This is a genomic window from Robertmurraya mangrovi, assembly GCF_034427655.1.
Lineage (GTDB): Bacteria > Bacillota > Bacilli > Bacillales > Cytobacillaceae > Robertmurraya_A > Robertmurraya_A mangrovi.
In genome coordinates, this window is sequence record NZ_JAXOFX010000018.1 from 44,556 (window position 1) to 66,090 (window position 21,535).

Here is a 21,535-nt window from a genome sequence, read left to right on the forward strand (position 1 = left end):
CATCAATCTCCTTTATTAATCCATTCCCAAGCCATGTCCTTAGCAAAAGGATCCTTTGATGTCTGTAGGACATTTTGTAGTAGTTTTTTTCCATTTGGAAATAACAGTAATGATTGACCCGCTTGAGAACGGACCCACCAGCTTGAATCATGTAACAACTCAATTAGTATAGGAATGAGTGAGGACTCCTTTAGGGTACCAAATAACTTGGCTACGACCACTCTTTCTTGCCATTTCTCCGATTGACTAAAAGGAATATAAATTTGATAGTCCTTTACATAACCAATGGAAGCTAAAGCCTTAAGTGCTCTTAAACGCACCTCTCCCCTATAATTCTTACAAATCGATTCGATAAAACCCAAATAATGCAATTCCTTTCTTATACTAATAACTTCAAGAATGGCACATTGTAATGTTTCATGGACTTTGTGAAAGCTAAGTAAGAATTGCTCTAGCTCAAGCTGGTTTAGACGAATAAGGATGTTACGATATTCATAATCGGAGAGACTTATCTGGCCACCTTCTAACAGGTTATATAAACCTTTGTACTGGAAGGCAGCAAGGGTTCTAAGTGCAATGACTATTTCATCCTTAGTAGTCGTCTTTCTTTTAATGAGATTCACTACCTCTTCTTCAAGACTAAGCATTTTAAAATCTTCAATATGATATAAAGCATTCATCCGTTCACTCCAGCGCCTACTTTTTAAACTATCGGAGTAATAATCCTTTAAGTGGAGCTCAGCAACGGTAGCCAAATTTTTTATTTCATGTTCTCCCTCTAAAATCTCAAAGAATTTCTTCAATAACTCCTCGACTGCTTTAAGCTTAAGGGGAGATTTTGAATTCAACGAACGGGAGATGTTTCCTTCCATTATATAGTTGAAAATAATCGGACTAAATACTTCTTTATGATGTTCAATCTCTTTTCGGTTCTTAATTTCAATGGATTTTCTAATGATTAAATAGAATAGTAATGATAGCAAAGCTGCAAAAATAAATATGGTTGCACATAGTAGTATGAAGATTTCTGTTGAGAGCATATTTATTTCATCCTATTAATCAGCAAGTTAATTCTAGCTTGAAGTTCTGTTATGCTAAACGGTTTTGTTACATAATCATCTGCACCTAATTTTAAGGCACTTGCAATATCTTGATCACTTTTTCGGCCAGTTAACATCAAAATATGATACTGATTCGCATTTTTAGACTGTTTCACTTTTTGTAATACTTCGATACCATCCATTACAGGCATCACTCCATCAAGAATGAGGAAGTGCTGGCCTTTTTTATCGTTCCTTTTTGACTCAAAATATTTTAATCCATCCTCAAACACTTCAATATCAAGTTCTATATGATCAAATTCCATTGATTTTAATATTTTCATTAACATAGTTCGAATAATGGCATCATCATCTATAACAGAGACATTCAACACCTTCTTCTTCATTCCATGCTGTAAAGAGTTTGCACTCTCAACCCTTGCCCGACCATTCTCTTTTGCCATATATAGAGCCTGATCAGCTGTTTTAATAGCGGATTTTAAATCGATGTTCCCATCAAGCACCATAAAAACACCAGCAGAAAATGTAACAAAGAACGATTGACCATTTTCCTTAAATTCAATTTTCGAGAATTTTTCAATGAGTCGAGTGAGTACCTCCTTTGCCTCATAATCTCTTGTCCTAGGAAAAAGGATGATAAATTCTTCCCCACCATATCTAAAAACCGTATCGGAACTTCGAGTACTATCATTTAAAAATTGGGCAAAGGATGCTAATACTCGATCTCCCGCAATATGACCGTAAGTATCATTCACCTTTTTGAAAAAATCTAAGTCTAAAACAGCAATTGTAAAATAAGTATTTAATCTCTTTAATTCATTCGTGCTCCGGTTGAACGAATCTTCAAGGAACTTTCGATTGTAAACTTGCGTTAGCTCATCAATTAACACAGATTGATCAAATAATTGTTTCCTTCGAAGATGACGGTTCACTCGTACAATAAATTCCTCTATATCAATCGGTTTTTTAATAAAATCATCTGCTCCTAATTGATAGGCCTTTATTCTTGAGTTACGATTGTTCTCTATACTTATCACTATAGTAGGAATAAATTTCTTACTATTATGTGATTGCAGTTCTTGTAATAGTTCAAATCCACTCTTTGTAGGTAAATTAATATCAACAATTAAACAGTCTGGATGCATATCAAAATAATTCTTGGTGGCCTTCGTTGGCTCTGTATTTGTAATAACCATCCAACCTTGTTCTTCCAAAGCATCTTTAAGTAAAATTAACATGGAGACATCATCATCTATTACCTGGATAAGAGGTAAAGATTCATCTCTGTTAATCGTAGGCTTCTCTTCTATCTCATGAAAATGCTCATATTCGTAACTTAACCCAATTAATTCATATAGAAAATCTCTTAGCTCTTCTACCTTCCAGCTAACTTCTCGATTTTCAGCTACTAGCATCAACTGAGAAGCAATTTGCTCTAATCCACCTAATTGAAGGGTTCCTGAAGTCCCCTTCAAAGAATGTAAAAATCGATTAACTTCCTCTTGATCCACCTCATTAGATGGATTCATTTCAAACCATTCCGTTAGCTGATTTTTAATTTTCTCAAACAAAATGGATTTATATTTATCTAAGTTCACCATATACACCTCATCATACAGACATTTACAATTTATAGTCCGAAAAAGCTATATACCATTAATCCAAAAATAGTTCATTTGTTAACTTAACAAGGTTTCTTACTTAATATCGTAATAATTAATTTTAATCTTATTAAACGCTTAAAACAAGCAAGTGTATGTGAAAAAAGACCGGAAATTCTTGCATTCTTGTTTAGGACAAAACTACGTAAATTTCATTGTTTTTAACAATTAAAACAACCAATAATTTCACTAATTTTCGTATTTTTTCAAAAAAAACCCAACTATAATGTTTCCATTAAAGTTGGGTTTTAAGAAGAATTATTTTATATTATAATTGTCCACAAATTGCTCGAACGGGAAATCAACAATAGGGTAATCTTTTTCAATAACAACTTTAAGGTGGTTTAGGAAATCTTTCTCTCCTTCTTCCAACTGATCAAGGTCAACGGATTGTAGAAGCACGATATACTGAGTTAAATGCCTTAATCTTAAAAAGTCAGGCAATTGTTTTAACCAGTCAAGATCCAGCTCATTTTCAGATAAATAACCCGTTAAGAAACTTTTTAAGAACGAATCTACAAATTCTTGATCATCCTCATGTTCCTTTAATGGTCTCCAATAAGCATAGAATAAAATAACAGCAATATCATTAATGAAATAATTGTAGGCAATATCATCAAAATCAAAAAGATTTATATGATTATTTGAATCCACATAAAAGTTCAAATGATGAATATCTCCATGAATCACTCCATATGAAACTACAGTCTTTGGTAATTCTTTTATTCTATTAATTAATGCCTTAGATTTTTCTAACACGATATCTTGTTCCATTGGTATATATTTTTCAATTTGAAGATGTTCTTCTTCATGCCACTCATTTCTTTTATAAGTTGCATCGTTTAATTGATAGTTTTTCGTGAGCCTATGAAGTTGTCCAGTAATTCTTCCCCATTCTTCAAATAGGTCTTTATTCCAGTGACTTTCATTAGGTAATTCACCAACAGCTTTTTCATAACAAATGGCCATAAAGTAAGACACTTCATCTCCAATCATTTCAATTAAATTACCTTGCTTGGAAGGAATAGCCCTTGATACCCGAACTCCGTTATCCCCCATATAGTTCAGCCATTCCACTTCACCATAAATATAGTTTGATGTTCTACGCAAGCTGTGAGTGATTTTTAAAATAAAATCTTGACCATCTCTTTCATACTCATATACGAAGCTATCAAAACCCCCAAGCATGTTAATATCTTGAATACTAACCTCATATCGATCACAAAAACCTCTTAAAATATCTTCATTAAATAACATTTCTATCTCTTTTAACATAATATTTCCATCCTTTAATTGGTAATCCATTAAAGATTACCTAACATTCGTTAGTATGTCAATTGCATTACTGCTGCTGATCACTTGTAATACCATTGTAATAATTAGTCGGAATTTGTCTGACGAAGTGGCTTGTTGTGGAATCAAACCTTTAGGTAAAATTGGGTAAAAGTAACTAATTTTTACATATTGGAGATCTTATATGGATTATATGAAGGACTTGTTATTGAATCTTTTAATATTGTTATCCACCATGCTAATTTTCCAAGTAGCTGTTACCGATCGATATCGGTCTTTTTATGATAAAAATAAATTAAAACTACTATTCTTTATAGCTATATTTCAAATGATATTGGCGATGGTCTTTACTATTCAAATTCAAGGACAGTTCATATATGATTTTCGTTTAATACCCATTTTACTAGGTGGTTTATATGGCGGACCAAGAGTAAGTATTTTTCTATTTCTATTTTTACTAGCTATCAGGATGCCTATTGGAGGTGCAGGAGTTTATAATACCCTCTATGTTTTTGCCCTGGTAACCATAACGACTAGTTTACTATCCTCTATGTATAAAAGATGGAGAACAAAGGATAAATTACTGACCGTTATGCTTTTAACTATTCTCTTTTCTGCGGCTTCTTTCGTATTTCCAATATTCTTTATGGGATTTGACTTTGACCCATATTTTATCTTCATGTTTGCAATTACACAAACGATCGGAGCAGTTATGATTGCCTTTTCGAGTGAATTAATTATAAAAAATCATTTGCTCCACATGGCTGTTTTAAAGTCCGAAAAAATGGAGGTAATCTCTCAGCTTGCTGCAAGTATTAGCCACGAGGTTCGGAATCCTCTTACTGTTACTCGAGGATTTTTACAGTTATTAAAGGATCACAATATTGAACCTATCAAAAGAAGCTATTACTTAGATACCGCTTTAGAAGAGCTAAACCGAGCTGAAGTGATTATTAGTGACTATCTTACTTTTGCCAAACCCCACCCTTCTGATATAAATACTATTTATATAAAAGATGTTATTAATAAAGCTGTGGAACTAATCATTCCTTATGCCAATCATTATTCTGTCAGAGTCCTATTAGATGGAAAAGAAGATGCGCCCGTAAAGGGAGACGCTTCAAAAGTCCAACAATGCTTAATTAATATTTTAAAAAACGGTGTGGAAGCAATGCCTCAAGGTGGAATTTTATCTATTCGTTTAGATATAACAACTAACTTCTGTTACATTCATATCGTTGATAGTGGCATCGGTATGACAGAAGAGGAAGTAGCTCGTTTAGGTGAACCATATTTCTCAACAAAAGAAGGAAAAGGAACGGGTCTTGGTATGATGGTTGTCTTTCGAATTATTGAAGGAATGAATGGGAAAGTTGAAATTAAAAGTAAAGTTGGGAAAGGAACACATTTTATTATTTCTATTCCAACTATAAAGATTTGATATGATTTCTATAAAAAAAACAGATGCTGGTTAACATCTGTTTTTTCACTAAAAGAAATGATTTAAAAGCTATTTTTGACTAAGTGACTGGACCTTGTTCGTACAGCTTTCCATTGCACTTAACACCGCTGAACGTAAGCCCTTTTCTTCTAGGGTAGCAACAGCTTCAATGGTTGCCCCACCTGGAGTACAGACTTGGTCCTTTAACTCACCTGGATGTATTCCTGTTTCTAAGACCATCTTTGCTGCACCAAGTACGGCTTGAGCAGCTAGTTTATATGCCTGATCCCGAGCAATACCTTGCTTAACACCGCCATCGGCAAGTGCTTCAATGAACATATATACATATGCTGGAGATGACCCGCTAATGGCGGGAATACTGTCCATTAACCCCTCTTCCACTTCTTCCACTTTACCGAAACAGTTAAAAATGGTAATCAAATCTTCCCTTTCTTCAGTTGATACATAAGGATTATATGTAACAGCACTCATTCCTTCTCTTACCAAAGAAGGAGTATTAGGCATCGTTCTAACCGCTTTAATTTTTCTGCCAAATAAATTCTCAAGTGCTTCAAGTGTAATGCCCGCTGCAATAGTAATAATCACAGTGGTATAAGATAATGAATCTTTAATTTCCTTGATTACCTCTTGGTGTTGGTCCGGTTTAATAGCTAACACTAAATAATCAGCCCAACTAGCCACTTCCTTATTTTCAAGTGCAGTATGTATTGGGAAAAGTTCTTCTATTGTTTGTAAACTGTTTTCAGTTTTTGTACTTACTTTAATTTGGTCAGCGTTAATATTCCCTGAACCAATAATCCCCTCTATCATGGCCTTAGCCATCTTCCCACAGCCAATGAATCCTATGTTTTTATTCATTCATATCTCACATCCTAAAATCGTCGCTTTTGCTATTATACTTGAAAATGGTTACATAATGTATTTTGGAATGTTGAAAATAAAACTTTAAGGCTCCTTGTATAATATTTTCTCTATCAAGATGGACTTATAAACTCTGCCCGTTGATTTCCGCTCCAGACACTTGCTTTCCGCAGGGAGGGATGGGAGCCTCCTCGGCTTACCGCCTGTGGGGTCTCCCATTCCCTCTAATCCTGCAGGAGTCAAGTGTCCTCCGCTCCAATCAACTCATCTATATATTATTAATTACTTTTTTAAATTAATTCTTGTATTACCGTTACTTTAATGTGAGCGATATGAGTATTTATATCATTACTGAATTAAATAAAGTTAAAGGAGGTATCAGCTAATTTTGAGTAACATTATTCCGATTACATTAGATAATGGCATTATTGTTGATTTTACTGTTAAAGATATAGAATTTTACAGGCAACCGACTCTTGAGCTAGCTAAATCTCTCCTTGGATGTCTGTTAGTAAAACAAACAGAGGAAGGCACAGCTTCAGGGTATATTGTGGAAACGGAAGCATACATAGGGCCAGAGGATCAAGCCGCACATAGCTACTTGAATCGTCGAACGAAAAGAACGGAAATCATGTTTGCTGAAGCTGGATCTGTTTATACATATGTCATGCATACTCATTGCTTAGTGAACGTAGTTAGTGGGGATATCGATAGACCTGAGGCCGTGTTAATAAGAGCATTAGAACCTCATAGTGGAATTGAATTAATGAAGAAACGGCGTAAGATGCTAGCGGGGAAAAACCTAACTAATGGACCCGGTAAATTAACAAAAGCATTAGGTATTACAATGGAGGACTACGGTAAAACCTTTCTGAAATCTCCACTAACCATATGTGAGGGGTTTACTCCTGAAGGAATTTCTGTAGGAAAGCGAATTGGTATTGAAAACAGCGGGGAAGCGAGGGATTATCCTTGGCGCTTTTGGGTTGCAGGTAACGAATATGTATCTAGACATACAAAGGAAGCATATGAAGTGTTGTCTTTATTTTATGCTGGTATATTTCAGCTAAAATTTACTAACATCTAATCTGTATGATGCTAAAGCACATTCTACATAATAGAGACGTATGGTTTTTACTGTACAAAATACATCGGTGGGGGTAGAGACGCATGCAACAACAAACAAACATGCAAACGGCTGGTACGAACAACATGATGGGATCAGGTTCAATCGCTTCTCCTGTAAATCACGGTGCACACGAGGTACTTGATGTTCATGAAGTACTTTCTGGAACACTTGGTGCCCTTAACTCTTATTTAATGTTTGAACAACAAATTAAAGACCCAGAATTAATGGATATTTTAAACCGTCAGCGTCAATTCATTACAGATCAATATAATGTCTTGGTTGAATGTTTTAAAACTGGTCAGGACCCTTCTCATCCTACGACTAGCTATATGATGAACCAGTCTAATGATGTTATTTATGGTTTAAAACCTTCTCAACCTACTAAACCGAACCAACAAGCATCTGAAATCGGAGACAAATGTATCTCTTCACTTATGCTTAGCTGTATGAAAACGACGGCTTCATCAATGACGATGACTGCCGGTGAAGCAACAAATCCAATTGTTAGACGTGTATTACAAGATAGTATTCCTAACTATTTAGAGATGGCGTACGAAATCTTCTTATATCAAAACAAACATAAATATTATCAAGTTCCACAACTAAAGGAACAGGATATGCAGCAAATGATTAATGCATATGCACCTGCGAACGGAACTCAAGGAATGAATCCTCAAAGTAATATGATCCAGTAGTAAAAATACACAAAAGAGGCTCTACTTCACTTGAGTAGAGCCTCTTTAAATTAAAACTTAACCAATTTTATGCTACCTCTGTTACATCAGCAGATTCTAATTTACTGCCCTTTCTTTTCTTACCAAAACCGCTACCGATTGATCCAAAAATTCGATAAACAGCTGGAATTAACAATAGTGTAATTAAAGTAGCAAACATTAACCCTGAAATAATAACCGTTGCCATAGGAGCTTGATAATTTCCTGAGGTTCCCGATGCTAACGCTAACGGTAACATCCCACCAACCGTTGTTAAAGTTGTCATAAAGATTGGACGAATTCGGTTTTTCCCCGCCTCCACTAACGCATCTTGAACATTATACCCTTCATTTCTAAGTTGATTCGTTCGATCAATAAGAAGGATAGCATTATTTAGTACAATCCCAATTAACATAATAATCCCCATACCGGACATAACACTTAATTCACGTTGAGTTAAAAATAATCCAAGGATAACTCCAACAATCGTCATTGGTATAACTGACATAACAACAACTGGGTGTATTAAGTGGTTAAACTGAACAGCCATAACCATGTAAACTAAGAACATTGCAATACCTAGTATTAAAATCATTTCGTTCATTAATTCTTGTTGTTGCTGAAGGTCACCAGCAACAGAAACAGAATATCCTTTTGGCGCATTAAAATCATCAATCGCTTTTTGAACATCACGGTTAATAGCCCCTAAATCTCTACCTTTAATATCTGCAGAAACAGAGATATATCTTTCTCCATCTTGATGAGTAATCTCATTTGGTGTATCCACAGCTTTTAATTCAATAAAAGTAGATAATTTTTTCTCTCCATTTGCAGTAGGAACTTTTAGGTCGAGTAGCTTTGTTTTATTATCCGTTTCTTCTTCCCATTTAAGGATGACTGGAACATTTTCCTCGTTAACCGCTAATTCACCAACAGGCATTTTCAACATAGCTTGCTCAATAAATTGTTTAATCTGCATTTGAGTAAGACCAGCATCTTCTATTGCCTTTGGTTTTAATTCAATTACTTGTTCTATAGAAGTACGTTCAATTGAACTTTTTACTCCTACAATTCCTTTAATATCCTTCAAATCATTAGAAAAATCATTAGCAAGAGCTTTTAATTCCTCAAAATTTTCGCCTTTAATGATTACTTGAACCGGATAGCCTCCACCACCGGACATTGCCGCACTAACTCCAGTTACAGGGTGAGATTTTTCAAGTTCTCTTAATGAGCTAAGAATATCTTCATTTACCTCTTTTTGTTCTCTTGTAATATCTTCTTCCTTTGTCATATTAATAACTGTATAAAGCATGTTTCCATTATCCATTACATAGTTCGATTCTACGTCTTTAATGGACAACAACGTCTTATTCATTTCCTCTACTAATTCCTCTTTTTCATTGTTTGACAAACCTGTATCAATTTGAACCATATACTCCGCATAACGATTTAACATATCTGGCATAATGGTCATTGGAATTTTCGTCACCAATAAAAGAGAACCAGCAAACATTAAGAAGAAAATCCCTATAACAGCAAAGCTATATCGTTTCTTCTTTACAACCCAAGCTACTAAATTACTGTATCCTTTTAGAAGAGCGCCTTCTTTTTGATTTCCTTTGGCTGTTTTTCCTAGTTTTAAAAATTTCTCTGATAACGAAGGAATGAGTGTAAATGAAACAACTACAGAACTAACTAAAGTAATAGCTACAACTGCGGATAACATTATCATAAATTGACCCATTTCCCCACCTAGTAAACCGATTGGTAAAAATACTACAATCGTTGTTAACATAGACGAAATAACGGCTGAAGCTACTTCTTTCGTTCCCTCAATAACGGCTTCAAAACTTTTAATCCCTTGCTCTTTCTTTCTATATATAGATTCTAAGATTACGATAGATGAGTCTACCATCATCCCAATTCCCAAACCTAAACCAATTAATGTAAGAATATTAAAGCTATAATCGAATACCCACATGGAAGCAAAAGTTAACAATACTGATGTAGGAATAGAAAGCCCAACAATTATGGTTGCTCTTATGTTTCTTAAGAATAACAGTAGAATAACAACTGCAATTACCCCACCAATAACGATATTCGAAGTAACACCGTCAATGGACTCTTTCACATAATCAGCTTGTGCCACCATTTCATTTAATTCAAATCCTTGAATTAGCTTTTCGTCTCTAATCTTTTTAATTTCAGCACGTACTGCTTCGGCCATCTCAATTTGAGTAGCATCAGAAACTCTGCCAACTTCAACAAAGATAAATTCCTTTGATCCATTTTTCCACACATTAGATGACGCTTCTAAAGGTTTCATCGATACGTCTGCAATTTCTTTTAATTCAATATATCCCGTTTGTGTAGGAATTTTTATTTTTTTAATGTCTTCAACATTTTCTAACTTTGTGTTCCATCTTAAAGAGGAAGAATCTTTTTCAGCACTTAGCTCTCCAAGGGTTGCTTCCGTATTTGATTGTTGGATAATACTTAGAACTTGTGAAACATCTAGAGAGTTATCATTAATTTTGTTTCGTTTAATTTCAATCGTGATTTCATGTTCTTGTATTCCTGATAAATTTACATCTCTAACTTCCTTTAAATCTTCTAATCTTGGTTCTAAAACGTTTTTGGCAAATGAAGTGATTTCTTCCATGTTGCTCCCGGACACATCCATAAAGAAGTCATAGCTTTGACTAGTTCCATATTGTCCTGAGAAAACGTCTTTAACCCCTGACATGTCAGATGTTGAGGATGTTACCACTGACTCTAATTCCTTATATAGCTCTTCTCCTCTGCCGCTCTCAAAGGTAACATCTAAGTTAATTCTGCCAACATTGGTTGTTGAAGTTACCTCTTCAACCCCATCTATTCCTTTTATTTGTTTCTCTAAAGGGGTGGTAATTGTTCTTTCTACTTCAATTGCTGCCATATCTCCTGCATCAATAACGACATAAGCTCCGTCAAATTCTAGTGATGGTAGTAATTCCTTATCTAGTTTTAATACAGAATAACTCCCCACTAATAGAACTAGCACGGTCATTAAACCAATCAATATTTTTCTATTAACAATAAATTTAATTAAATTCATCTCTGTTCCTCCCAATATTATATAAACAAAATTACCTATTACTTTTAAACTATACCGTCCTCAAAAAACACACTCAGTTTAGAATTATATACATAATATGGGTATTATGTCTATAATTACATAAACTTTAATTACTACTTATATCCCGATATTCTCCTTTCATTTGGTCACCTTCATCTAATCATTATCTTATCCGACAAAAGGATTTCCAAAAACATCCTGTAGCTTTATCTTTTTCTAAGACCTGAGACTTACTTGGTTGTCAAACCGATTAAACTATCGAACTTCAAAAGCTTACATAACTTTTAAAGATAGATGGAATGAAACAAAATTTTTCTAATAAGGATTAATAAAAGTATGTAATCCGCAATAGGGAGGAAAATTAAATGGCTTATGTACCAATCAATCCCCTCGAAGAGCATCAATTTTGGTTAGAGATATTAGAGGACCATGCTTACTTTATTAGAGATTACCTATCCCCTGCCGAAACGGTATGGGTCAATCAAGCACAGCAATTTATTTACTGGTTTCAGCAGGTTCAAAGGGAGTTAGCTAATTTAAGACCTGGAATGGCCCTGAATTCACAAGAAATGATTAATTTTGCCAAAAGGGCATATGAGGTTTCTTCTCAATATTATCTTTTTGAAGGACATATGTTGAATCTCCGACTTAATAACCAAGTAAACCTAAATTTGACACCGTCCTATCTTAATGGAACATTGAGCGAAAATAGGGAGTATTTAAGAATCTTACAGCATTACATAGTGGGATCAGACTTTGAACCACTTTCTTTTACGGCCTTACTAGATCTATGGCTTCAAGACCAGCTTGGTCACGTATTACTAATTACTAGAATGCTTGATGGGGTGGAGTTTGATATTATTCAGCAAGCCAATGTCCTAAGAGGTGAATTCTCTCAACATATTGTTAAGAATACCGCTATGAAAGGTTATTTACTTTTCGCTCAACAGGGCTTCCCTATTCAAATCAGATTTGCACATGAAGTAGCTGCTTCGGTTGTAAAATTTAATCTAATCGTTCAAAGAACCATTCAGCTTTATAAAAATAATGCCCTAATTAACCAATCCACTTTACGATTTTTAGAACACCATTTCCCGGAATCCTGTTATTTCATGAAAAAGCTTTCCTACTATGCACCGCAAATTGAATATCCAGCATGTGGTTTAAGTAAGAAGGATTATCGTCAGTTAAAATAGGGAAATTTCACCTCATACCGTCTTAAATCTTGGTAGATTGGTCAACCTACTAATATTTAGGAGAATATGGGGTGTTTTTAATTGGATCATGTCATAGATTTACTAAAAGTACTGGGAAGAATTTATACCATCTTACCTTTATTATTAGTGGTTACATTAATGATGGGAAAACGTTCAATAGGAGAGCTTCCTGTCTTTGACTTTTTAACCATTCTTGTATTGGGCTCGGTTGTGGGGGCAGATATTGCGGATCCTGCTGTAAATCATCTTTTTACTTTTATTGCTGTAATTGCCATTGGACTTCTTCAATATTTCGTATCAAAACTGAAAATTAACCATAGAAAAGTTGGCAGATTACTAACCTTTGAGCCGACCATTGTGATCTATAAAGGTGAATTTCAAGTGAATAATATGAAAGAAATAAAATATTCTCTTGATAATGTCTTACAAATGCTACGTGAGGAAAATGTATTTAATGTTAGTGATGTGGAATTAGCTATTATTGAAGCAAATGGAAAACTGTCAGTCAAACTAATTCCTTCAAAGGAGGTTACGAGAGTAGAGCATCTTCACTCCACTTCAAAAAATAATGGCCTAGAACTTCCCGTTATCATAGATGGAGTGTTATATCAAAATGTATTATCTTCATTAAATTTAAATGAGCAATGGTTGAAAAAACAACTTTTCAATCAAGGAGTAACCGATGTTCAATCCGTCTTTTTTGCCTCAGTGAATCAAGCACATGAGATTCATTTTTCTTTAAAGGACGATAAAAATAAACCTACATATCCTTTAATCCTTCATTAGCATCGGGCATTTAAGGGAAAAGTTGCTTTTAATAACGTAGAAAAGTGGAACGAGTATATTAATTCCTCGTCCCACTTTAATTAGTTTCGAATTATTTTTTTGTCAGCTTCGTAATGGTACCTCTAAAGCTTTATCTCCGCTCACCTCGTAAGATTGCTCATAAATCATTACTTCTAAATTGTTTCCTTCTTCAATCGTTACGTTTACGTTGTTTTTATCAATTGATATTTTAAGCAGTCGACCTTGAAATTGAAGGGAAAATGCGAGAGAATCCCACTGTTTCGGAATAGACGGATTAAAATAGATCCCAGATTCTTTCACTCGCAGTCCAGCAAATCCAAATACAATGGCCATCCATGTTCCACCCATGTTCGCCATATGGAGACCATCTTTTGTATTTCCATGGGTATTATCAAGGTCTAGGCGTGCAGTCTCAATAAAGTAATCATAAGCCTTGTCATAATATCCTACTTTTGCAGCCATGATGCTAAATACACATGAAGATAAAGAAGAATCGTGGGTTGTAATCTTCTCATAATAATCAAATGATTTTTTAATGACCGACATATCTTGCTCGTCCTCTAATAAAAAGTGAGCAAGGACTGTATCCGCTTGTTTACATACTTGATAACGATACAATGTGAGCGGATGGTAATTTAACAACAATGGATAATGATCCTCCGGTGTATGTTCAAAATCCCAAATTGCTTTCTGTAGAAAAGTATCATCTTGGGGGTTAATATTTAAGCTTTCATCAAAAGGAAGATACATTTTCTCCGCAGCTTCTTCCCATGAAGACTCTTCATTTCCTCCGATATTTAAACGCTTTATTAATCCTCCGTATTGCTCCGGATATCTTTCTTTTAATAATGACAATGATTTAGCCGCCCATTTTAAATTATGCTTAGCCATTACATTTGTATAATAGTTATTATTTACAATACATGTATACTCATCCGGTCCTGTCACGGCATCAATTTTAAATTTCCCATCATGATAATGTCCCGTATCTATCCAAAGTCTTGCAGTCTCAATCAATACTTCCGCTCCAAAATCCCTTAAAAATTCAAGGTCATTTGTTGCTAAAAAATATTGAATATAGCTATAAGCAACATCTGCACTTATGTGATATTGAGCCGTTCCTGCCGGAAAATAAGCGGAACTTTCTGATCCGGAAATGGTTCTCCATGGAAAAAGTGCTCCTTGTTTATGTCCCATTTCTTTCGCACGGTTTCTAGCTCCATCCAAAATCGAATAGCGATATAATAGAAGTTGTTTGGCCAAGTCCGGTTTAGTCATTAAGAACACTGGGACCATATATATCTCTGTATCCCAGAAATAATGTCCTTCATATCCTTCACCTGAAAGACCTTTTGCAGAAATGTTCGAGTAACGATCACGTCCGGCTGATTGCAATAAATGATAAAGGTTAAAGCGTAGTCCCTCTTGGAGAGATTCATCCCCTTTAATCTCGATACCAGCATGTTTCCAGAAATCTTTTAAATAGTTTTCTTGGTTTTCCAACCAATGGCTAAAAGTTTGATTTCCAATCTTTGCATGAAGTTCAATAGCCGTCTGAATGGGATGATCGCCATGTCTTAACGTATCCGTAAAAACACTAGTTTTTGTAAAAGTAACCTTTTCTGCTAAATCAAAGGTAAAGATCGTTTCGATGGACTGTGTGCCTTCTTTATGGTTGATTTCTCCTTCTACAGACAGCTGATAAGAAGCAGCACATGCCGCTCTTAGCTTAGAACGATAGGTCTCCACTTCAACGGCGGCAACACTTCCCTCTAACTTACTTTCTGTTACCTCTAGCCTTTTAGCATGTCCTGAGGCAACACGAGGATCATTTTTATCAACAAAATTAGAAACATCCCCATTTACATTAGAAAAAATTTTAACAATCCCATTAAAGTTTACTGGTTCTACTTCTATTTCTTGAATAAAAAACTCTAAATGATTGAACGAAACTAATCTTTTAAAATGAATTTTCACTTCTTTTCCAGATGGTGATTTCCAGTGTATATGTCTCTCCGAATAACCTTTATCAAAGTGAAGTGCTCTTTCATAAGAAATTACTTCACCTGACTTCCCGAATAGGGAAAACCACTCTTCCTCACCATCATGAACAAGTGCCACTTTTATCGTTTGACTATCAATAATATTCAAAAGCTTTTGCTGCGTTTCCGGAAATGCATAAAGCTTCTCACCATAAGTAATATCCGTAATATCATGGAATGCATTTATGTAAGTTCCACGTATGGTCTTTGCTTCTTCTGTATAACCTTCTTCAAAGTTACCTCTAACACCTAAATAACCGTTCCCAGTAAAATATAAGCTCTCTTCTGTTAACAGGTCTTCAACATTCAATCTATTGGACTTAATACTCCACGTCATTAATAAGCCACCTCTATTGTTAATCAATCTCCACTGCTTTCAATATCTAACATTTTTTATCGTTTGTCTGAAAAGGCATTACAGAACTCCATAGATTATTCTTTTACCCCACCAGATGTAAGTCCAGATACAATCTGCTTTTGGAAAAATAAGACGATTATTAATGTTGGAATGGTAACAATCGCCGTAGCTGCTGCCACCTCTCCCCAAAGAATTTCAAATTGTGTTCTCAAAAAAGAAATAGCAACAGGGACCGTATGATACCTTTGATTTGAATTGAGGGTAATCGTTAATAAAAACTCATTCCAAGCTGAAATAAACGTAATAATAGCTGTGGTAAAAACACCTGGTGCAGCTAATGGGAAGACGATTTTATATAGAGTTTGGAATGGTGTTGCTCCGTCAATTCTTGCCGACTCCTCTAATGCAAGCGGAATCTGGTTAAAATGAGTAACCAATATCCATACGGCCATCGGTAGTGTAATGGTTGAATAAGGTAGGACAATGGCATAGCTGTTCAGTAAGTTTAAATCAAGGAACATATTATAAACTGGTCCTGTAATAATCATCTGTGGAAACATAGAAACAGCTAGTATTAATCCAAGCAGGATGTTCTTTCCTTTAAACTCAAAACGTGAAATGGCATAAGCAGTAAAAGTCGCTACTACTATAACATAAACAGTCGTTACAGTTGCTACGATTAAACTATTTTTAATTCCATTTAATATTCCTTTTTCAAATAGTACGGTAATGTAATTTCTTAAAGTTGGATCTTGAGGGATGACCCTGAATGCCCCTTCTCCAAAAATTTCACCTGATGTTTTAAACGATGTAATAAAGATCCAGAAGAAAGGAAAAACCATGATAAATAAATACAAGACCACAAATATACCAAATACAAGCAAGAGTTTTCTCTTCGATGACTCCATGTTGATTTCCTCCTCCTAGCTTTTCTCCATTAGATTTGCCCCAAGTATTTTCACAAACAGTATGGCAATAAGAGCTACACATACAAACATAAGCATAACGATGATTGAACCGTATCCAAAGTTGGTTTGGCCAAACATCACCTTGTATGTATAAATCGATAAAGTTTCGGTAGCTCCTCCTGGTCCTCCACCCGTCAAAACGAAAATCAAATCAAATACTCGGAAAGCATCTAGAGTACGGAAGAGCAATGCAACTAAAATAGAAGGTTTTAACAACGGTAAAGTGACAAGAAAAAACGATTGTATTTTTGTTGCTCCATCTATTGAAGAAGCTTCATATAAGGAGCCAGGGATGTTTTGTAATCCAGCTAATAATAACAAGGCCATATAAGGAGTGGTTTTCCATACGTCAGCTAAAATAGTCGAAAACATCGCACCTGTACCCGATAATAATAAATCTCTTGAATCTCGTACAAGACCGATATTTTCGAAAAATAAAGCAACGATTCCACTACTTCCATCATATAAGTAACTCCACATGAGAGCGGCCACCGCGGTAGGGATTGCCCAAGGAATTAATGATGTCGTACGAATAACCCCTTGTCCAAAAATAGCTTTATTTAAAATTAAAGCTAAACCAAGACCTAAGATTAACTCAAAAAATACAGACACCACCGTAAAAATCAACGTGTTTCCTAATGCAATTCCAATTCTAGAATCCGAAAAGGCACTTGTAAAACCTTTTAGGCCAACAAAGTTGGATGGAATGATACTATTCTGAAAATCATCTACTAATGCAGGTAAATCCTCTTGATAAATAAGCTCATACTTCTCATTTAGCGTGGCGACTAATGAAGAAACATCTTGATGAAGGTTCTCTATTTGTTCTCTCTGTTCCGCACTAATGGTAATAACGCCTTGCTCTTCTTTAAATTGAGTACTTACTTCCTCTATTTTAGAAATGGCATCATTTACACCCGCTTGGTCATTTGAATCTGTAATGTTCGTGAGTTCCTCTTCTAAAAACATGGAAACATACATCTGTGTTTCATTAAATAAACTGACATTGAAGCGTTCGCTTAAATATAGTCCGGCTTTTTGTTGGTTATTTAATTGGTAGTCAAAGAAGGTATAGGACAATGATTGAATGACTGGCCATAAAGAGAAGACCCCTAATAATAAAATCGTTGGAAGGATAAACAAAAATTCCTTAAACCCCAGCTTTTTCATCCTTTTCACCCTTTCCTAAGCTATTATCAATGCTTAAACAAAGAGGTCTGACCCAAACTAATAGGGTCAGACCCCTCTACAAACCAATCGGGATACAGTCAAAAAATTATAATGAAACGGTTATTCGGTTTTAACAGCCTCTTCGATTGCACTACTAGCATCATCTAGGCCTTCACCTGAGCTTAAATACTTGTGTGCCTGTACTTGAATTGTATCGGAAACTTTTGAATAGTTAGGTGAAACTGGACGAGCAATTGTTGCCTTAAGGGCATTCTGGAATCCTTCATAAGTAAGCATGTCGTTTGCTGATTTTACTTCCTCATCATCTAATAAAGCGTTGTAACCAGGTAAATATCCACCTTGAGTAGACATGATTTTTTGCCCTTCAGGACCTGCCGCAAATTTTACAAATTCCCATGCACCATCTACATTTTTTGAACTTTTATTAATACTTAATAACCAACCTCCAACTGCTCCGCCGTTCGGAAGTGGTGCAATCCCTACATTATCAACCGTTACATTTACTCCCTCTTCTTGGCCTTTAATACGTCCAAATTGATATGGCCAGTTACGTGCAAATACAGCTTTTCCTTGTTCAAAGGTTGTATGAACTTCACCTTCTGTAAAGTTTAATATGTTCTTTGGAGAAAACGCAGCTGTTGAGAACTTGCGCATCGTTTCTAGTCCACCACTGATATCAGAATATCCTTTTGAAAACTCTGTTACATTTACTGTTAATCCTTCATATTGCTTAGACTGGTAGACAAAACCAGCATCTGTTCCACCTTCACCTGTATACTTTTCAGCCATTCCATATAGATCGTCATAAGTATAGCTTCCACTATCTAATTTAGATGCATCTTCTTTACTAACAATATCTTTTCTGTAGTACAGTAAACCTAAGTCAGGGAAAAATGGTAATGTATATTGCTTACCTTTATAATTCCCAGAGGCCATTGAACCAGCATTGAAATCCTCTTTGTTCATATCGCCTTCTTTCATGCGTACATCTATCGGTTCTAAGTATCCAGCACCAGCAAATTCACCTGCCCACACAACATCTAGAGATAAGACATCATATTCTGATGAACCTGCTGAAAGTGAATTTAGTAATTGGTCATGCATTTGAGCTGAGTCATTCGTCATTTCAACCCACTCAATATCGTATTTATCATTTTGTTTATTAAACTCTTCAATTAATGCTTTTGTTGCTGGGGTATTATCATTTTGAGCAGCAAACTTTAATGTGACCTGCTCTCCCCCTCCTGCGTTATCACCTTGGTCGCCTGTATTTTCATTACCATTATCCGTTGCCGTATTACAGCCAACTAAACTAACGCTCATCGCTAACATTATAGCTAGCCATTTTGCCTTAAAACGTTTCATCCTTCTTCCTCCTAATTTTCTAAATTTAATAAGGTAAGATGTTACTTTATAAATTTCAATTGGTCATTCTCCCTAAATTGGAAGAATAAACTGCCTTTTTTACTATTTCCCTATTTTTAAAAAATATTTAGGGTTTCTTTAAAACCGGAATTAATTAGAATACCTCAATAAAAAAACTGACGCTACGCACCTCCAAATATGGAGATACATAGCGTCAGTCATTTGTAGAATAAAATTATTACTTATTATTATGAGATAAAAGAGATAACCACATTTTGTGGTAAATCATTTTCACTATATACTTCTTTCTTAATTCTTTCACAAGAAGGCATTTCATAAGAAAAGTCTTCAATTTCTTCAGGGACGATTCCATCTTTTTTTAATTGATCAAATACTTTTTGAAGGGCATCATCTGTTTCAATCTTATCTCCATTTGCTAGCTGGAAACCCTCTACACATGTTTGGACAATCTGTTCATTGATTTGTTCGTGGGCAAAAACCATTTTTGCATCTGCCATCTTTTCAACTTCTTTATTATCAAGTTCAATAATGGTCGTTATATTCACTATAAGCACCTCCTATAGGTTCACTCATATTATAAAAAATCAGTCGGACAAATTGGCTACAAATCCCATGATTTCACTATTTATTCAAAGGTTTTTGACAAACAAATGACTTTTAGTATAAATGGTTTAAAACTTAACCTAGACTGCCTCATTATTCTTCGTTACAAACGTAAGGCTTTATACTCTTATTCAAATTCCATTTATTTAAATGTGTAACTTCCACTTCTTGATCACTAAACAACATGATTCCTAACGATTTTTTTTCAGGATAAATTCGCCCTGTCATCGTTTTAGCCCCATCATTAATAAAAACTTCTATTGAGGAACGGTCTACAAAAAAATGGAGGTGAAGCTTGTTTTCTACTAAATTTACCGGAGCTCGTCTAACGCCTTTTGGCCCTTTCCCTGATTTGTTTCGGTCAAATGTAAACATTCCCTCTGAACGATTATATGTAAATACTGTTTCCTCTGTTTGGTCCTCATCCACTCTTAGCTTAATTCCAAACTCATTTGCTCCTTTTGCATCGATAACAAGTTCTAATTCATAGGAGTCCCCTTCAAAGCCTTGAAGTCTATGTTCTCCCAATATTAACTTATTTCCTATACTATCCCCTTGTTGTCTGAGGGTTTTCAGCTCCGGAACAGGGCGGCTGACGATTTGACCTTCTTCAATGGTTAGCACCCTTGGAATGGTCATAGCACCTGCCCACTTATGACTTTGCTCAGGCATTTCGCTTTCCCACATTGCCATCCAGGCTATCATGATCCTACGCCCTTCTTCATCTATTGCTGTTTGTGGTGCATAGACATCGAAGCCGTAGTCTAATAATTGAAATTCTCCGTGTTCCAGTATTCCTTTTTCATAATCCAATTTCCCTAAAACATATCCGGATTGATGCAAGTTGTGATACAAATATTCTTCCTCTTTCATTCCTTGAGGAGACATCATCAACACATCATAATCATCTAGTGGAAAGATATCAGGACACTCCCACATATAACCAAAGTTACCTTCCCCTTTAGCTGCAACATTGATAAAGTCCCATTTAATTAAGTCTAAAGAACGATAGAGAAGAACTTGTCCAACATGATCTTTTGTTCTTGAACCTAATACACAATAATAAACCTCTTCATGCTTCCAAACCTTAGGATCTCTAAAGTGAAATGGATGGATATCTCCCTCTGGTGCCTGTTCAATAACTGGATTCTCGGAAATTTTTTCAAAATGAATACCATCTTGACTAACGGCCAAACATTGGACCTGTAATAAATCAGTATCATGGTTATTACCTGTCCATACATTTCCTGTATACATTAAATAAAGCTTACCATCTTTTTCGATTGCACTTCCGGAAAAGCAGCCATCCTTATCATAGTTTTCACTAGGAGCTAAAGCGATCGGTAGGTGTTCCCAACTACTTAAGTCTTTGCTTTTAGCATGCCCCCAGTACATGGGCCCCCACTCTGGAGAAAAAGGGTGATGCTGATAAAATAAATGGTATTCTCCATTAAAATAGCAGAACCCATTTGGATCATTCATCCAATAGGACGGTGGAGCCATATGAAAGTTCATACTCCAATGATTATCCTCAACACTTTTTCTCGCTTCCTCTATTGATTGATGGGCCAATTTGATTAAATTTTTATGTTTATCGTTCATCTTTTTCACCTCATGTTTAAACTGCTTGTTGTATATAACAATATAGCAAATATAAGCTAA

General features: G+C 35.2%; 16 protein-coding genes. 5 read left to right on the forward strand and 11 right to left on the reverse strand.

Annotated features, from left to right (window positions below; genetic code table 11):
- Nucleotides 1-2 precede the first annotated feature (2 nt).
- The 3 genes from SM124_RS19815 to SM124_RS19825 all read right to left on the reverse strand — a co-directional run bounded on the left by SM124_RS19815 (nucleotide 3) and on the right by SM124_RS19825 (nucleotide 3,997).
- The gene (locus tag SM124_RS19815) at nucleotides 3-1,040 is read right to left on the reverse strand and encodes a HEAT repeat domain-containing protein (RefSeq protein ID WP_322448273.1); all 1,038 of its coding nucleotides are present in this window, start codon (nucleotides 1,038-1,040) and stop codon (nucleotides 3-5) included.
- Between the two features lie 2 nt (nucleotides 1,041-1,042).
- Complete coding sequence (locus SM124_RS19820) at nucleotides 1,043-2,662, reverse strand: diguanylate cyclase (protein WP_322448274.1); 1,620 nt, start codon at nucleotides 2,660-2,662, stop codon at nucleotides 1,043-1,045.
- Nucleotides 2,663-2,980: 318 nt separating this feature from the next.
- Complete coding sequence (locus SM124_RS19825) at nucleotides 2,981-3,997, reverse strand: phosphotransferase enzyme family protein (RefSeq protein ID WP_322448275.1); 1,017 nt, start codon at nucleotides 3,995-3,997, stop codon at nucleotides 2,981-2,983.
- Between the two features lie 202 nt (nucleotides 3,998-4,199).
- On the opposite strand from SM124_RS19825, the gene SM124_RS19830 reads away from it, so the two are divergent.
- Nucleotides 4,200-5,456: an ATP-binding protein gene (locus SM124_RS19830; RefSeq protein ID WP_322448276.1), complete on the forward strand. Its 1,257-nt coding sequence runs from the start codon at nucleotides 4,200-4,202 to the stop codon at nucleotides 5,454-5,456.
- A gap of 69 nt (nucleotides 5,457-5,525) precedes the next feature.
- On the opposite strand, the gene proC is transcribed toward SM124_RS19830, so the two are convergent.
- On the reverse strand, nucleotides 5,526-6,335 hold the full coding sequence (proC, locus tag SM124_RS19835) for a pyrroline-5-carboxylate reductase (RefSeq protein WP_322448277.1): 810 nt from the start codon (nucleotides 6,333-6,335) through the stop codon (nucleotides 5,526-5,528).
- A 400-nt stretch (nucleotides 6,336-6,735) separates the two neighbouring features.
- Here proC and SM124_RS19840 point away from each other — a divergent pair, with 400 nt between their 5' ends.
- Both SM124_RS19840 and SM124_RS19845 read left to right on the forward strand, forming a co-directional pair.
- Nucleotides 6,736-7,425, forward strand: a complete 690-nt coding sequence (locus tag SM124_RS19840; RefSeq protein WP_322448304.1) for a DNA-3-methyladenine glycosylase — start codon at nucleotides 6,736-6,738, stop codon at nucleotides 7,423-7,425.
- An 83-nt stretch (nucleotides 7,426-7,508) separates the two neighbouring features.
- Nucleotides 7,509-8,162 (forward strand): spore coat protein, encoded by a 654-nt coding sequence (locus SM124_RS19845; protein ID WP_407691428.1) that lies wholly within the window; start codon nucleotides 7,509-7,511, stop codon nucleotides 8,160-8,162.
- 67 nt (nucleotides 8,163-8,229) lie between these two features.
- Here SM124_RS19845 and SM124_RS19850 read toward each other — a convergent pair whose 3' ends face one another.
- Nucleotides 8,230-11,280 (reverse strand): efflux RND transporter permease subunit, encoded by a 3,051-nt coding sequence (locus SM124_RS19850; RefSeq protein ID WP_322448278.1) that lies wholly within the window; start codon nucleotides 11,278-11,280, stop codon nucleotides 8,230-8,232.
- A 386-nt stretch (nucleotides 11,281-11,666) separates the two neighbouring features.
- Here SM124_RS19850 and SM124_RS19855 point away from each other — a divergent pair, with 386 nt between their 5' ends.
- Together SM124_RS19855 and SM124_RS19860 are read left to right on the forward strand one after the other, a co-directional pair.
- Entirely contained in the window at nucleotides 11,667-12,497 is an 831-nt protein-coding gene (locus SM124_RS19855) for a DUF2935 domain-containing protein (protein WP_322448279.1), read from the forward strand.
- 81 nt (nucleotides 12,498-12,578) lie between these two features.
- On the forward strand, nucleotides 12,579-13,304 hold the full coding sequence (locus SM124_RS19860; RefSeq protein ID WP_322448280.1) for a DUF421 domain-containing protein: 726 nt from the start codon (nucleotides 12,579-12,581) through the stop codon (nucleotides 13,302-13,304).
- A gap of 102 nt (nucleotides 13,305-13,406) precedes the next feature.
- Here SM124_RS19860 and SM124_RS19865 read toward each other — a convergent pair whose 3' ends face one another.
- The 6 genes from SM124_RS19865 to SM124_RS19890 all read right to left on the reverse strand — a co-directional run bounded on the left by SM124_RS19865 (nucleotide 13,407) and on the right by SM124_RS19890 (nucleotide 21,475).
- A complete protein-coding gene (locus SM124_RS19865; RefSeq protein WP_322448281.1) occupies nucleotides 13,407-15,704 on the reverse strand; it encodes a glycoside hydrolase family 65 protein in 2,298 nt (765 codons plus the stop codon).
- A gap of 95 nt (nucleotides 15,705-15,799) precedes the next feature.
- Entirely contained in the window at nucleotides 15,800-16,633 is an 834-nt protein-coding gene (locus SM124_RS19870) for a carbohydrate ABC transporter permease (protein ID WP_322448282.1), read from the reverse strand.
- A gap of 15 nt (nucleotides 16,634-16,648) precedes the next feature.
- On the reverse strand, nucleotides 16,649-17,863 hold the full coding sequence (locus SM124_RS19875) for a carbohydrate ABC transporter permease (RefSeq protein ID WP_322448283.1): 1,215 nt from the start codon (nucleotides 17,861-17,863) through the stop codon (nucleotides 16,649-16,651).
- A gap of 120 nt (nucleotides 17,864-17,983) precedes the next feature.
- The gene (locus tag SM124_RS19880; protein ID WP_322448284.1) at nucleotides 17,984-19,249 is read right to left on the reverse strand and encodes an extracellular solute-binding protein; all 1,266 of its coding nucleotides are present in this window, start codon (nucleotides 19,247-19,249) and stop codon (nucleotides 17,984-17,986) included.
- Between the two features lie 248 nt (nucleotides 19,250-19,497).
- Entirely contained in the window at nucleotides 19,498-19,815 is a 318-nt protein-coding gene (locus tag SM124_RS19885) for a hypothetical protein (protein ID WP_322448285.1), read from the reverse strand.
- Between the two features lie 151 nt (nucleotides 19,816-19,966).
- Nucleotides 19,967-21,475, reverse strand: a complete 1,509-nt coding sequence (locus SM124_RS19890; RefSeq protein WP_322448286.1) for a glycoside hydrolase family 32 protein — start codon at nucleotides 21,473-21,475, stop codon at nucleotides 19,967-19,969.
- Nucleotides 21,476-21,535: the final 60 nt, after the last annotated feature.